The organism is Rhizobium sp. Leaf321, assembly GCF_001423215.1.
Lineage (GTDB): Bacteria > Pseudomonadota > Alphaproteobacteria > Rhizobiales > Rhizobiaceae > Neorhizobium > Neorhizobium soli.
This window is the reverse complement of record NZ_LMOF01000008.1, coordinates 1,048,273-1,062,632: the sequence shown is the minus strand read 5'-3', so window position 1 is coordinate 1,062,632 and position 14,360 is coordinate 1,048,273. Positions and strand designations below refer to the sequence as shown.

Annotated in this window: 16 protein-coding genes; 11 read left to right on the top strand and 5 right to left on the bottom strand. The window is 61.0% G+C overall.

Annotation, left to right across the window (positions count from 1 at the left end; translation table 11 throughout):
- Positions 1–10: 10 nt before the first annotated feature.
- Together ASF70_RS22280 and ASF70_RS22275 are read right to left on the bottom strand one after the other, a co-directional pair.
- Entirely contained in the window at positions 11–949 is a 939-nt protein-coding gene (locus ASF70_RS22280) for a hypothetical protein (RefSeq protein ID WP_156461909.1), read from the bottom strand.
- A gap of 129 nt (positions 950–1,078) precedes the next feature.
- Entirely contained in the window at positions 1,079–1,660 is a 582-nt protein-coding gene (locus ASF70_RS22275; RefSeq protein ID WP_062582867.1) for a thymidine kinase, read from the bottom strand.
- Between the two features lie 187 nt (positions 1,661–1,847).
- Here ASF70_RS22275 and ASF70_RS22270 point away from each other — a divergent pair, with 187 nt between their 5' ends.
- The 5 genes from ASF70_RS22270 to ASF70_RS22250 all read left to right on the top strand — a co-directional run bounded on the left by ASF70_RS22270 (position 1,848) and on the right by ASF70_RS22250 (position 6,212).
- On the top strand, positions 1,848–2,801 hold the full coding sequence (locus tag ASF70_RS22270) for a choline ABC transporter substrate-binding protein (RefSeq protein WP_062582865.1): 954 nt from the start codon (positions 1,848–1,850) through the stop codon (positions 2,799–2,801).
- A gap of 150 nt (positions 2,802–2,951) precedes the next feature.
- On the top strand, positions 2,952–3,827 hold the full coding sequence (gene choW / locus ASF70_RS22265; protein WP_062582862.1) for a choline ABC transporter permease subunit: 876 nt from the start codon (positions 2,952–2,954) through the stop codon (positions 3,825–3,827).
- A complete protein-coding gene (gene choV, locus ASF70_RS22260; protein ID WP_062582860.1) occupies positions 3,824–4,897 on the top strand; it encodes a choline ABC transporter ATP-binding protein in 1,074 nt (357 codons plus the stop codon). Before choW ends, choV begins: the two co-directional genes overlap by 4 nt.
- Before the next feature lie 103 nt (positions 4,898–5,000).
- Positions 5,001–5,777, top strand: a complete 777-nt coding sequence (locus tag ASF70_RS22255) for a pyridoxamine 5'-phosphate oxidase family protein (RefSeq protein ID WP_062583175.1) — start codon at positions 5,001–5,003, stop codon at positions 5,775–5,777.
- 114 nt (positions 5,778–5,891) lie between these two features.
- A complete protein-coding gene (locus ASF70_RS22250) occupies positions 5,892–6,212 on the top strand; it encodes a metalloregulator ArsR/SmtB family transcription factor (RefSeq protein WP_062457893.1) in 321 nt (106 codons plus the stop codon).
- A 163-nt stretch (positions 6,213–6,375) separates the two neighbouring features.
- Here the strand turns inward: ASF70_RS22250 and ASF70_RS22245 are convergent, their stop codons facing one another.
- A complete protein-coding gene (locus tag ASF70_RS22245) occupies positions 6,376–7,218 on the bottom strand; it encodes an alpha/beta hydrolase (RefSeq protein WP_062582859.1) in 843 nt (280 codons plus the stop codon).
- A gap of 140 nt (positions 7,219–7,358) precedes the next feature.
- Here ASF70_RS22245 and ASF70_RS22240 point away from each other — a divergent pair, with 140 nt between their 5' ends.
- The 5 genes from ASF70_RS22240 (at position 7,359) to ASF70_RS22220 (ending at position 11,375) form a co-directional block, all read left to right on the top strand.
- Positions 7,359–7,808, top strand: a complete 450-nt coding sequence (locus tag ASF70_RS22240) for a metalloregulator ArsR/SmtB family transcription factor (protein WP_244474106.1) — start codon at positions 7,359–7,361, stop codon at positions 7,806–7,808.
- Positions 7,805–8,338, top strand: a complete 534-nt coding sequence (locus ASF70_RS22235) for an SRPBCC family protein (protein ID WP_062582855.1) — start codon at positions 7,805–7,807, stop codon at positions 8,336–8,338. Before ASF70_RS22240 ends, ASF70_RS22235 begins: the two co-directional genes overlap by 4 nt.
- A gap of 71 nt (positions 8,339–8,409) precedes the next feature.
- The gene (locus tag ASF70_RS22230) at positions 8,410–8,826 is read left to right on the top strand and encodes a GFA family protein (RefSeq protein WP_062582853.1); all 417 of its coding nucleotides are present in this window, start codon (positions 8,410–8,412) and stop codon (positions 8,824–8,826) included.
- A gap of 156 nt (positions 8,827–8,982) precedes the next feature.
- The gene (locus ASF70_RS22225; protein ID WP_062455601.1) at positions 8,983–10,080 is read left to right on the top strand and encodes a carboxynorspermidine decarboxylase; all 1,098 of its coding nucleotides are present in this window, start codon (positions 8,983–8,985) and stop codon (positions 10,078–10,080) included.
- Positions 10,081–10,133: 53 nt separating this feature from the next.
- A complete protein-coding gene (locus ASF70_RS22220; RefSeq protein ID WP_062582851.1) occupies positions 10,134–11,375 on the top strand; it encodes a saccharopine dehydrogenase family protein in 1,242 nt (413 codons plus the stop codon).
- A gap of 120 nt (positions 11,376–11,495) precedes the next feature.
- Here ASF70_RS22220 and ASF70_RS22215 read toward each other — a convergent pair whose 3' ends face one another.
- Entirely contained in the window at positions 11,496–11,735 is a 240-nt protein-coding gene (locus tag ASF70_RS22215; RefSeq protein ID WP_062455595.1) for a hypothetical protein, read from the bottom strand.
- A 193-nt stretch (positions 11,736–11,928) separates the two neighbouring features.
- Entirely contained in the window at positions 11,929–12,279 is a 351-nt protein-coding gene (locus tag ASF70_RS22210) for a restriction endonuclease (RefSeq protein WP_062457890.1), read from the bottom strand.
- 285 nt (positions 12,280–12,564) lie between these two features.
- Here ASF70_RS22210 and ASF70_RS22205 point away from each other — a divergent pair, with 285 nt between their 5' ends.
- Positions 12,565–14,106: a sodium:proton antiporter gene (locus ASF70_RS22205; RefSeq protein ID WP_062582849.1), complete on the top strand. Its 1,542-nt coding sequence runs from the start codon at positions 12,565–12,567 to the stop codon at positions 14,104–14,106.
- Positions 14,107–14,360: the final 254 nt, after the last annotated feature.

Here is a 14,360-nt window from a genome sequence, read left to right as displayed (position 1 = left end):
GAGCACGGGTTTACGATCGCAGATAGCCGCCAAACGGCCAGTGCGGCATCCTCCAACGCCCGTCACTGGCGCTCGTCACAGCCGTCACCTCTCCAGGCTCGCTCCCATCGGTCACGGACACCGGATCGGTCTCCGCCTTCGGCAGGAACCGGTCGGCAAAGGCCTGTTGCGCCGCCCGCTTTGCTTGCCCGGCACCGGAGGCCCGCCAGGCACTTTCGGCAAATACCCCTGCTACCGGAACACTGTAGGGGAGAAGACCCTGCAGCGGTGGATCGCGCTGCCAGAGCGCCTGATGAACTGCCAGCAGGTCGCCGGTGTCGAAAAGCACCTTGTGGCGCAAGATATTGAGCGTCATCACGCTGGCATTCATCCGGTCGGTTATACCGTTCATCAGCCGGAAAAGGCCTTCCGTCCGGCCCACCGCGTCGGGTTTGGACAGATCCTCGCCCATCAACCCGCGCACCAGTTCCCTGCGGTGGTCGGCAAGGTCGAGAAGCCCCCTCTCGAACCGGTAGCGTCCCATCATCAGCGCGACACGTTCCTTGTCGAGCAGCGTGTAGAAAGCATTTCCGACATCGAGGAGCTGCTTCACGGGCTCGATGCCCGTCCTGTTTTGCCCCGAACGTTGACCGGACCATTTCGTGGTCCAGCCGAGTATGCGCTTCAAACTGGTGGGCTCGACAGGATCGTCGAAGGTCTGCCGCAGCCTCGTCACCGCATCGCCGAACGCGCCGACCGCTTTGGCGAGATCCGCCTCCAGGCCGTCGCCCATCATCGTCACCCGTGCCTGCCGCTCGGCCTCGGCTTCGAGGTCTGCGACATCTGGAACGTGTCTGTCCTTCACCCCTCGCGAAAGCATCGCTTCGGATGTGGCGAGCTCGTCCCACATTGCCTGAAACGCCGTCGCGATCCGGGATATTTCCTCGTGAAATCGCCTGTAATCTCCCATGCCCTGCCCTCCCCAAAGCACTCCCGGGGCCATGCCACCGTCCGGGAGAATTTCAAGGTATCACAGGCTGGAAAAATCGCTACGGCGTTTCAACGCAAACGGGAACAGTGACAGTCTTCGCGTCGCCGCTTACCAGCAGCGCATCTTTTCTTCCCAGTGCCGACGGCAAAGCGAGACGTAGCGGTCGTTACCGCCCACTTCAACCTGTGCGCCTTCGCGAAGCGCCTCGCCATCGGCATCCACACGCACGACCATCGTTGCCTTGCGCCCGCAATGGCAGATCGTGCGGACTTCGCGCAGTTCGTCGGCAATCGCCAGCAACTCCTGCGACCCCGGAAACAGCTTCCCGCGGAAATCGGTCCGCAGACCATAGGCCATGACCGGAATGCCGACGCGGTCGGTGATGCGGGCAAGCTGCCACACCTGCTCGGAGGTCAGGAACTGCGCCTCGTCGATAAAGACGCAGGTCAGCGGCTCTTGCCCATGCAGCTTTGAGATCTCCGCATAGAGATCGTCCTCTGGGCTGAACGGGATCGCATCGGATGACAGGCCGATTCGCGATGCAACGCGCCCCTGGCCGCCCCGGTGGTCGAAGTCGGCGATGAAGATTGCCGTGCGCATGCCGCGTTCGCGGTAGTTGTAGGATGCCTGCAGCAGCATGGTCGATTTGCCGGCATTCATCGTCGCGTAATGGAAGTAAAGCTTGGCCATGCGGCTTTGTGATGCCGATCGGCATCGAAGAAAAGCGCCGCCACGCAAAACCCACAAAAAATACGCGAACGACCCATCAATCGGCGCCTTGTCGCAAATGGTGGCTTCAGACGCCGTGATGCACAAGCTTGCCTGTTTCGGAGAGATATTGATAAGGTTGGGCATGATTTTAATGGGGAGCATAAAAATGACCATGACCGTTTCGACCAAGACCATTCTGGCCGCCGCCGTCTCCATGATGGCGCTGAGCGGAGCTGCTTCGGCCGCCGAGCCGGCAAGCTGCGGCACCGTCCGTTTCTCCGATGTCGGCTGGACCGACATCACCGCCACGACTGCCACCGCCTCCGTCCTTTTGAAGGCGCTCGGCTATGAGACGGATGTGAAGGTGCTTTCCGTGCCGGTCACCTATTCGTCGCTGAAGAACAAGGATATCGACGTCTTCCTCGGCAACTGGATGCCGACCCAGGAAGCCGACGTCCGGCCCTTCCTCACCGACAAGTCGGTCGAATCCATCGGCCCCAACCTCGTCGGCGCCAAGTACACGCTGGCAACCAATGCCAAGGGCGCCGAACTCGGAATCAAGGACTTCAAGGATATCGCAGCCAAGGCCGATGCTTTGGGCGGCAAGATCTATGGCATCGAACCCGGCAATGACGGCAACCGCCTGATCCTCGGCATGATCGAGAAGGACACATTCGGCCTCAAGAAGCTGGAAGTGGTGGAATCTTCTGAACAGGGCATGCTGGCCCAGGTCGCCCGCGCCGACAAGGCCGGCGAACCCGTCGTCTTCCTCGGCTGGGAACCGCATCCGATGAACGCCAACTTCAAGCTGACCTACCTCACCGGCGGTGACGACGTGTTCGGCGCGAATTTCGGCGGCGCCGAAGTCTATACCAACGTCCGCGCCGGCTACACGCAGGAATGCCCCAATGTCGGCACCTTCATCAAGAACCTGAAGTTCTCGCTGCCGATGGAAAACCAGATCATGGGCGGCATCCTCAACGACGGTGAAGAGCCGGAAGCAGCGGCGACCACGTGGCTGAAGGCCAATGGCGCAGCGATCACCCCGTGGCTTGCCGGCGTCACCACCAAGGACGGCAAGCCCGCCGAAGCAGCGGTCAAGGCCGAACTCGGCCTGTAACACGCGTCGCAAACCGGCGAATGCCGGCGATAAGGCGTGATCCTCGGGCCCGTCCCGAGGATCCGCTGACGTTGGTAGACCCTTGGGGACGCCCTCGAGGGTAACGCTTTCGCTCCTTGTATTTCCTTCCAGACGAGGCAGGCACGCGACGTGAACTGGCTAACCAACTCGCTCCCGAACTGGCTTGTGGATTCCACCGGCAAGATCCGCCTTGGAAACTGGGCGAAAGATGCGGTCGACTGGCTGACCACCAATGCCGACTGGTTTTTCAACTGGCTCGCCACCGTGCTGTCGGCGGTCATCGATGCGATCCTGTACGTGCTGCAGGGGCCGAACCCCTTCGTGCTGATCGCCATCGTCACGGCGCTCGCCTTCTGGCTGAGACGATCCGTCTCGATATCAGCCTTCACCGCAATCGGTCTGTTGCTGATCTATAACCAGGGCTACTGGAAAGAGACGACGGAGACGCTGGCGCTGGTGCTTGCAGCCACCGCCGTCTGCATGGCGGTCGGCATTCCGATCGGAATCGCTGCTGCCCGTCGCCCCTGGCTCTACGAAATCCTGCGGCCGATCCTCGACCTGATGCAGACCATTCCCACCTTCGTCTATCTCATCCCGGCGCTCATTCTGTTCGGCCTTGGAATGGTGCCGGGCCTTATCGCAACCGTCATCTTCGCCATCCCCGCCCCGGTCCGACTCACCCGCCTCGGCATCATCTCGACGCCCGGATCTCTGACCGAAGCAGCCATCGCCTTCGGCGCGACGCCGTCGCAGGTCCTGCGCAAGATCGAGCTCCCTTACGCAATGCCGCAGATCATGGCAGGCCTTACCCAGACGATCATGCTGTCTTTGTCGATGGTGGTAATCGCAGCGCTCGTCGGTGCCCCCGGTCTCGGCGTACCGGTCGTGCGCGCGCTCAACACCGTCAACATCGCCCGCGGCTTTGATGCCGGCTTCTGCATCGTCATCCTGGCGATCATTCTCGACCGCATGTTCAGAACGGCAGAACCGGGAGGCAAGTCATGACCGACGCGATGAACCGGACCGCGCCTGCCGCCGTCACCTTCTCGAATGTCGATATCATCTTCGGCAACAACCCGGAACGGGCTGTCAAACTGCTCGACCAGGGCATGACGCGCGACCAGATCTCGGAAGAAACCGGGATCGTGCTCGGTGTCGCCGATGCCACGCTGTCGGTGCGCGAAGGCGAAATCCTGGTGCTGATGGGCCTGTCCGGCTCGGGCAAGTCGACGCTCCTGCGCGCCGTCAATGGTCTGGCACCGGTCGTGCGCGGCGCGGTCAGCGTCGCCACCCCGTCCGGACCGGTCGATCCCTACAAGGCCGGCACCCGCACCCTGCGCGATCTTCGGATGCACACGGTTTCGATGGTCTTCCAGCAGTTCGCGCTGCTGCCGTGGCGTACCGTCGCCGACAATGTCGGCTTCGGGCTTGAACTTGCCGGCGTCGCCGAACCGGAGCGGCGCAAGCGCGTCGATGAACAGCTGGAACTCGTCAACCTCAGCCAGTGGGCGGATCGCAAGGTGGGTGAACTCTCCGGCGGCATGCAGCAGCGTGTCGGCCTTGCCCGCGCCTTTGCCACCGGCGCACCGATCCTGCTGATGGACGAACCGTTTTCGGCGCTCGATCCGTTGATCCGCACCCGCCTTCAGGACGAGCTGCTGGAATTCCAGCGCCGCCTGAAAAAGACCATCCTGTTCGTCAGCCACGACCTCGACGAGGCTTTCCGCATCGGCAACCGCATCGCCATCATGGAAGGCGGCCGTATCGTCCAGTGCGGCACCCCGCAGCAGATCGTCCAGGCACCCGCAAACCAGTATGTCGCCGATTTCGTCCAGCACATGAACCCGATCAGCCTGCTCACCGCCGGCGACGTGATGCGGCAAGGGGTAACCGCCGATGCCGGGGCGCCGCCGGTGTCGGCAACAGCGAAGAGCACCACGCCGCTGGTCGACATCATGGATGCGCTGGCCCGGCAGAGGGGATCGATCGCGGTCGTCGATAACGGCGCCGTCGTCGGCGCGATTACGGCTGACGACGTGATTGCAGGTCTGACACGCCATCGACGCCGGACTTGATGCAAATCAAGGCGGACTGACACTCGTTTGTTAATGATCTGCTGTTATAGAGATTTGAAATTTAGAACTGGTGAATATTTTGACCGACGAGCTGCAGGGCGCAATGACGGTGAGACAGGCTCTTCCACCGACCTCTGCGCAGGAACCTTCGAAAGATAAAAGCGTGTTGCGCGACACGGATGAGGAAGCACGCAACCTTGCGCGGATGCTGGTGCGCGGCGCCCGTCACATGGCGCTTGCGGTGCTTGATCCCGCAAGCGGTTTTCCCTCCGCAAGCCGCGTGCTGACCGGAACCGATCTTGATGGCGTGCCGGTGATTCTCGTATCGGCGCTGTCGGGTCATACGAAGGGATTGGCAGGCGATCCCCGCTGTTCTCTCCTCGCCGGCGAGACCGGCAAGGGCGATCCGCTCGCCCATCCGCGAATCACCGTTCAGTGCATTGCGGAAAAAGTGGAAAGAGATAGTCCCGTCCATCTGCGCATCCGCCAGCGGTTTCTGGACCGTCATCCGAAAGCAAAACTCTATATCGACTTTCCGGATTTCTACTTTTTTCGCCTTGTTCCGCAGTCGGCCTCGCTCAACGGCGGCTTTGGCAGGGCCTATGTCTTGGATGGCAGCGACCTTGTCATCGCGAACCCTGGAAGCGGCGAGGAATGGAGTAATTTCTCGCGCGATATCAGAGAGTTGACGGACGAAGCGAACAGCCTTGCCGCACGGCTCGGCGCAAAGAATGCTGGTCAATGGCGGTTCGTCGGTGCAGATAGCGCCGGGCTAGATCTGATCGCCGGAGACACATTGCTGAGACATGAGTTCAGGACGTTGCAATCGTCCCCCGAGCACGCGTCCCAGTATATTTTCAATATGTCTAAAACAGTGTAGTCGACTACCCAAAATCTAGGGATATACAACTTTGATGTCTGCTGGTTTAGTCAGTTCCAGGGACTACGGCATTACCGGAGCACGGCATGCTCAGGAAGAGGGGATAGAGATATGATGGAAACGATGCCACTTTCAGACCACTCGAATGCAGCAGCGAATTTGCTGTCTGCGATGGCAAATCCAAAGCGGCTGATGATTTTGTGCTGCCTGGTCAAGGGCGAAGTAGCTGTGGGGGCACTGGCTACTCAAGTTGGCCTGAGCCAGTCTGCACTGTCACAGCACTTGTCCAAGCTGCGCGCGCAGAAATTGGTGAAGACGCGCCGCGATGCGCAGACGATCTATTATTCGAGTTCCGCGGACTCGGTTCTCAAGGTCCTGTCGACGCTTGAAAACATCTACTGCATCCCGGCTGAGACGAAATCTGCAGCCGCCTGAAATCTTGTCCGCTGCATGACGCGGCGGGTCAGAACGCATCCACACAGCGTTGCCGGCATGGCTGGTAGCATTTTTTCTTTTTGAAATTTGCTTTGTAAGATTTTTTGAAACCGATGAAATCTCTGGAAATGGCTCGTCTCGCGACGAGCCATTTCTGTTTTGACTATGCCTTGAAGAACGCCAGCAGATCAGCGTTGATGAGATCGGCATGCGTCGTCGCCATGCCATGCGGCAGACCTTCATAGACCTTGAGCGTACCGTTCTTCAAAAGCTTGGATGATAGCATCGCCGAATCGGCGATCGGCACGATCTGGTCGTCGTCGCCATGCATGACGAGAACCGGCAGGTCGATCGCCTTGAGGTCTTCCGTGAAGTCGGTTTCGGAAAACGCCTTGATGCAATCGTAATGCGACTTTGTGCCGCCCATCATGCCCTGACGCCACCAGTTGCGGATGACGCCCTCGGAAACCTCAGCACCGTCGCGGTTGTAGCCGTAGAACGGTCCGGTCGGGATATCGAGGAAGAACTGCGCCCGGTTGGCCGCCTGTGCGGTGCGAAATCCGTCGAACACAGACAGCGGCAGGCCGCCCGGATTGCTGTCGCTCTGTACCATGACAGGCGGCACCGCACCGATCAGCACGGCCTTGGCAACGCGACCCTGCGGCTGGCCGAATTTCGCGACATAGCGCGTGACCTCGCCGCCACCCGTCGAGTGACCTACATGGATGGCTTCCTTGAGGTCCAGATGCGCCGCCAGTTCGGCAACGTCTGCCGCATAGGTATCCATCTCGTTGCCGGTATCGGTCTGGCTGGAGCGGCCGTGCCCGCGACGGTCATGCGCGATCACGCGGTAACCCTGGTCGAGGAAGAACAGCATCTGGGCGTCCCAATCGTCGGACGAAAGCGGCCATCCGTGATGGAAGACAATCGGCTGGGCGTCCTTGCTGCCCCAGTCCTTGAAATATATCTGCGTGCCGTCGCTGGTGGTGATGTAGCTGCTGCTCATGGCTTACCCTCGATTGATATGACAGGTGAGAGGTGAACGTCTGCATTTGGCTGACCGGTGCATCGGGCAGCGCCTGCAGATTATGATTCCCTCTCGCTTTTGCAACTCTTGATGAAAGCCAGAGCCGGACATTCAACAATATGGTTGACAATTGCGGCCGAGGTTCTAAGTTAAACCTTATGGTTGAATTAACGGAACATCAGATCGATGCGGTTTTTCAGGCTCTGAGCGACACCACGCGCCGGCAGATGCTGACGGCTCTTGGAAGCGGCGGGCAGACTGTCGGACAACTGGCAGCGCCCTACGACATGTCGCTGGCAGCCGCGTCGAAGCACATCAAGGTCTTGGAGGCAGCCGGGCTGGTCCGCCGGGAAATCCAGGGCCGTACGCATCTCTGCCGCCTTTCGCCGGGCCCGCTCGCCGCCGCCCACGACTGGCTGGTCTTCTACGAACGCTTCTGGACCGCCCGCCTCGACACGCTCGACCGGCTGTTGCGCGAGGACGATGCGATCAAGACCACCGGCCCGCAAGGCGAGGCCACCGCCAAAGCCGAAGGAAAACCGCACAGCAAACCGGGAGACGATCAATGACCGACATGACATCGTTGAGCAGGCACGCCTTCATGACAGAACCCCTCGCCCTGACGATCCAGCGCAAGCTGCCAGGGCCGATCGAACGCATCTGGGACTATGTCACCGACAGCGATCTGCGCCGCCAGTGGCTCGCGTCCGGCACGATGCCGCGTCAGCCCGGCGGCACGTTCGAGCTCGTCTGGCGCAATGATGAACTCAGCGATGATTCCGCCGGCCGCCCGGAAGGCTTTCCCGAAGAACAGCGCATGCAGAGCGAGATGATCGCCTTCGAAGCACCCCACCGGGTGGTCTTCTCCTGGCCACCTTCAGGCGAGGTCTCGATCGAACTGCAGGCCGTCGGCAAGGATGTTCTTCTGACCCTCACCCACCGCCGCATTTCCGACCGTCGCAACATGGTCATGGTCGGCGCTGGCTGGCATGCCCACCTCGACATCCTCGAGGTCAAGGCAGCGGGCAAAAATCCTGCCGCCTTCTGGCCCGCATGGCTTCGTCTGCGCGACGAATACGAAGCCATCGTTCCCGCCTGAGATCCTCCAGCGACCACACCCCGCCCCGGCGCGAGCCTCAGGCACCCGCAACCAGAAATGGAGCAGCGTCCATGCATGAACCCTTTACCGGCGGCTGCACCTGCGGCGCCGTCCGTTACACCGTCACCGGCGAACCCGTCGCCATGGTCGATTGTCAGTGCCGTCAGTGCCAGCGCGAAAGCGGCACCGGCCACACGTCCAATCTCGTCTTTGCCGGAGCGACGGTGACGATCGAGGGCCAGCCGAGTCACTGGGAAGCAACAGGCGATGGCGGCACCGTGAAAAGACGCGCCTTTTGCCCAACCTGCGGCGCGCCCGTCTCCATGACCTTCCCGGCCATGCCGGACATGTTTGTCATCCGCGCAGCAAGCCTCGACGCACCGGACCAATATCGGCCGCAGATCATCACGTGGACCGACGCGGCCCAGCCGTGGGACCACCTCGACCCGACCCTCGCGCGCTTTGCGAAGATGCCGCCCGCAGCCTGACGCGAGGCAAACGGGACCGTCTCCGTCTCTGTCAAAAGGGCTGCCAAACCGCGGCCCTTTCGACAATCTTGGCCCTCGGGTCTTGAAGATGACAGCCGCCTGAGGCAATAGGCGCCTTACGCTTTCCCAGGACCGTCACGAGGCCGACCGCACGATATGCTCCAGACACCCTACTACCTCATCGACAAGTCGAAGCTTCTCCGCAACATGGAGAGGATCGCTGCTGTCCGCGAGACGTCGGGCGCCAAGGCATTGTTGGCGCTGAAATGCTTTGCCACATGGTCGGTATTCGATTTCATGCGCGACTACATGGACGGCACCACGTCCTCGTCGCTCAACGAAGTCCGCCTTGGCCATGAGCGCTTCGGCAAGGAAACCCACGCCTATTCGGTCGCCTATGCCGATTACGAGATCGACGAGGTCGTTTCGCACGCCGACAAGATCATCTTCAACTCGATCGGCCAGTTGCAGCGTTTCGAGAGCCAGTCGTCGGGCATTACCCGCGGCCTGCGCCTCAACCCCGGCGTCTCCTCGTCCACCTTCGATCTCGCCGATCCCGCCCGCCCTTTCTCGCGGCTGGGCGAATGGGACCAGAAACAGGTCGAGCCGGTCATGGACCTGATCTCCGGCTTCATGATCCACAACAACTGCGAAAACGGCGACTTCTCGCTGTTTGATCGCATGCTGGGCGAAATCGAGCAGAAGTTCGGCCCCCTGCTGAAGAAGGCCGAATGGGTCAGCCTCGGCGGCGGCATCCATTTCACCGGCGACGATTACCCGGTCGACCTGTTTGCCGAGCGCCTCAAGCGCTTTTCGGGCGAATACGGTGTCCAGGTCTATCTCGAACCCGGCGAAGCCTCGATCACCCGCTCGACGACGCTGGAAACCACCGTCCTCGATACACTTTACAACGGCAAGAACCTTGTCGTGGTGGATAGCTCCATCGAAGCGCACCTGCTGGATCTTCTGATCTACCGTGAAAACGCAAAGGTTCATCCAAACCAGGGGCCTTATCGTGCCATGGTCTGCGGCAAGTCCTGTCTTGCCGGGGATATTTTCGGCGAGTTCGATTTTCCGAATGAACTGAAAGTTGGCGACCGCATTTCCTTCCAGGATGCCGCCGGCTACACGATGGTCAAGAAAAACTGGTTTAACGGCGTGCAAATGCCGGCAATCGCCATCCGTGAACTGGATGGCAGCCTCAGGACGGTCCGCGAGTTCGGCTACGCGGACTACGAACAAAGCCTATCCTGAGCACAAAGCTCAGCGGCTTCTGACGATTGGACTTGAAGGAACTCGTCCCCACCATGAAAAAGAACGTACTCATCATCGGCGCCGGTGGCGTCGCCCAGGTCGTGGCGCACAAATGCGCCCAGAACAACGACGTGCTCGGCGATATCCATATCGCCTCCCGCACCAAGTCGAAATGTGACGCCATCATCGCCTCGGTCCACGACAAGAAGGCGATGAAGGTAGAAGGCAAGCTCGAAGGCCACGCGCTCGACGCCCTCGACATCGAAGCCACCAAAGCCCTCATCAAGGCGACCGGCAGCCAGATCGTCATCAATGTCGGCACCGCCTTCCTCAACATGTCGGTACTGCGCGCCTGCATGGATACCGGCGTCGCCTATATCGACACCGCCATCCACGAAGAGCCGAACAAGATCTGCGAAACCCCGCCGTGGTACGGAAACTACGAGTGGAAGCGTGCGCAGGAATGCGAGGAAAAGGGCATCACCGCCATCCTCGGCGCCGGCTTTGATCCGGGCGTCGTCAACGCCTACGCCCGCCTTGCCAAGGACGACTATCTCGACAAGGTCACCGACGTCGACATCGTCGACATCAATGCTGGCAGCCACGGCAAGTATTTCGCCACCAACTTCGATCCGGAAATCAACTTCCGCGAATTCACCGGTGTCGTCTACGCTTGGCAGGGCGGCGAATGGACCGTCAACAAGATGTTCGAAATCGGCAAGGACTACGACCTGCCGGTCGTCGGCACCCGCCGCGCCTATCTCTGCGGCCATGACGAAGTGCATTCGCTGGCAAAGAACATGGATGGCGCCGACGTGCGCTTCTGGATGGGTTTTGGCGACCACTATATCAACGTCTTCACCGTCCTGAAGTCCATCGGCCTCCTCTCGGAACAGCCGGTCAAGCTTGCCGACGGTTCCGAAGTCGTGCCGCTCAAGGTGGTCAAGGCCTGCCTGCCCGACCCGTCGTCGCTCGCGCCCGAATACGAAGGCAAGACCTGCATCGGCGATTTCGTGAAGGGCATCAAGGACGGCAAGGAACGCACGGTGTTCATCTACAACGTCGCCGACCACAAGGAAGCCTATAACGAAGTCGGCTCCCAGGGCATCAGCTACACCGCTGGCGTTCCCCCGGTCGCCGCCGCCATGCTGGTGGCATCTGGCGAATGGGATGTGAAGAAGATGGCAAACGTCGAAGAACTGGCGCCAAAGCCCTTCCTCAACATCCTGAACAAGATCGGACTGCAGACCTGCATCCGCGACGAAAACGGCGAACGCGAGCTGCATTTCGACTGAGATCGAAACAGCCTCCGTTCAAGCAACAAAAAAGCCCGCGAGCAATCGCGGGCTTTTTTGTTTGTAACACTGTGAAAACGTGGCTGCCCTCACCATCCAGGCAAAGGCAGGCGCTTCCGCTCAGCGCCAGGACGTTCCGTCGGCGCTCGCGCAGCCATAAGGCGGTGGCACTTCGCCGAATGTGGCATGCAGCTTGTCGCAGCCCCATTTGTTCAGCGGTCCCGGCAGACGGCTGTTGATCTCGATACCGACCTCGTCATAGGCCGAAGTCGTGTTCGACACGTAGCTGTACCAGCGCTGCCCGATAAACCCGGTTGCTGCGATGAGAACAACCAAAACGACCAAAATAATTCTGCTCATGAAAATCCCTTACTTTTGCCCCGGTCGTAGATAGTCCGGATTGGCACCGCAAGGGCAAGCGCTTGTTTTTCACCGAGGAACCTGTGAGCAGCCGATCAAAAAAAACGAACGACGGCGTCGGCGGACTTCGCCATCATCTACGCCCCGCGCACACTTGATGGCGTCCGGTATCAGCCCGGGCCATCGTCTGACTTTAAGCTTTCGGCCCGCGTCCCCGGCCCTGTCGCGGCTCCTTCGGCGGAGCCGCATACCCCGGAGGTTTTGTTTTCACCCAGGCAACGAATGTCCGTATCGCCGGGTCTTCAAGGATCGCCTCGATCGTCGAGAACTTCTTGGCGAGCTGGGCATCCGTCAAATTCACATGGATCTGGTCGTGACAGATCCGGTGCAGGCAAACCGTTTCCTTGCCGCCCTTGCTCTTGGGGACAAGATAATGCTTTTCCTGCTGATCCGCCGGGATCACCCGCTCGCACATCGGACAATACACGGGCTCCGGCGCAGCCTCGTCCCATGAAGCCGGTTCGTCTCTGTTCTTGCGGGCCATCGGTCCATCACCTGTTGAGCGCTGCCGGCCCTGCATCTCCATCTGGCTGGATCGATGCAAAGCCCTTGCCTCCAGCAGATATCGCGTCCCGCAACCCGGAGCAATGCCGTTCGAAACAGACCTTGGACCTGGCATCGCCCAAATCCCGCTGCCCACGCAGACCCGCCATCACCCTCACCCGCCCGAAAACCGTTTTCCCTTTCACCCTCCCGCCCTACATGATGCTCGACGGATGCGCTGTGACGCGCCCGGTCGATCACCCCTGCAGCGAATGACGCCACCCCCATGACCTTTTTCGAAAGCCTGCTCATCCTGATGCTGGTCGCGATCGTGCTGTTGCAGGTGTCGCGGCGGCTCTCCGTGCCCTATCCGTCGATGCTGGCGCTGGCAGGCGTCGCGGTGGCGCTGGTGCCGGGCGCGCCTTACTTCGCGCTCGATCCGGAGATCGCGCTGGCGCTGTTTATCGCGCCGGCCTTGCTCGATGCCGCCTTCGATTTCCCGCTGAATACCGCAAGGCGCTTCTGGCTGCCGCTCGTGGTCTTTGCGCTCGGCGGCGTCGTCGTCACCACGGCGACGGTCGCGGTCGCCGGCTATGTGATGGCCGGCCTGCCGATTGCGGCCGCCATCGTGCTCGGCGCCATCGTCGCGCCGCCGGACGCCGCCGCCTCCACCGCCGTCCTCTCCACCATGTCGGTGCCGCGCACCACCGATGCCATCCTGCGCGGCGAAAGCCTGTTCAACGATGCGGCAGCACTTCTGATCTTTGGAGCAGCCCTTGCGGTCCAGTCGGCCGGCGGGCTTGATCGCGAAGTAACGACCCATCTCGTTCTTGCCGTTCCCGGCGGCATCCTGCTCGGCTGGGTCGCGGCGCTGGTGATCCGCCGCCTGTCGGCCTACGTCACAGGCACGCTTGGTGGCAATCTCCTGCAATTCGTCCAGACCTTCCTTCTGTGGATCCTCGCCGAACATCTGGAACTGTCTGCGGTGCTCGCCATCGTCACCTTCGCCATGACGATCGCCAGCACCAGCGAAAGCCTGTCGTCGGCGCGCATGCGGGTGCAGTCCTATGCGGTCTGGACGGTCGTCGTCTTCGTCCTCAACGTCGTCGCCTTCCTGCTGATGGGCATGCAGGTGCGCGACATCTATGCGGACATGGAGGTCGGCCATTTCGCCGAAGCTCTGTTGTTTTCCGCCGTGATCGTCGCCATCGTCATCGCCACCCGCTTCGCGCTCTGCCTTGCCTATAACCGCATCGAAGCCTGGCGAGTCCGTCGCGACGGACGCGAGGAACCGGCATCGACCAGGCAGGCGATTCTCGCCTCCTGGTGCGGCATGCGCGGCCTCCTCTCGCTTGCCACGGCCTACGCGCTTCCCGCCGATTTCCCGGAACGCGACATGGTCGTGCTGACCGCCTTCGCCGTCGTCATCGCCACGCTCGTCCTGCAGGGCCTGACGCTGTCACCGCTCATCCGCTGGCTCGGCCTCGACCGGCGCCATACCAGCGCGCAGGAACTGTCTGAGATGCGCCGCCGCGTCGTCAAGGCAGGCATCGGCCGCCTCGACGGCGAGACGGGAACAGAAGCCGAAAAACTGCGCGCGAAGCTCACGATGGAACACCAGGCCTTCGACGACCCGGACCGTGCTGCCTCGATGGACACCTACCGCCGGCTGGTGCTTCTCTTCATCGCCGGACAACGCACCGAACTCGAAAACCTCCGCGCTTCCTACGAGTTGAACGTCGACGAATACAATCTCCTGCTCGAGGAAATCGACTGGCGCGAACTCTCGATCCTCCCCGAAGACGACCGACGGATCGAGGAGATCTGATCAGGGAAAGCGGTGCGGGATCAACGGGCGTTGAACCACCAAAATATCTTGCTCCCGCACCAATCCACAGGCAACGGCGCCGATAGTTTGGCGCCCGCATTCCCCCACACTCCCGCATTCCTGTGCTCGTCACAGGAACCCAGTCAGCCCAAGTCCTTGGGCTGAAAGAACCGTCGTCGCCCTACCGACGCGTCGGCAAAATTCCTGTGGCAATCACAGGAAAGAGGGGAAGATTGCCTCCCCCTCCCATCCCA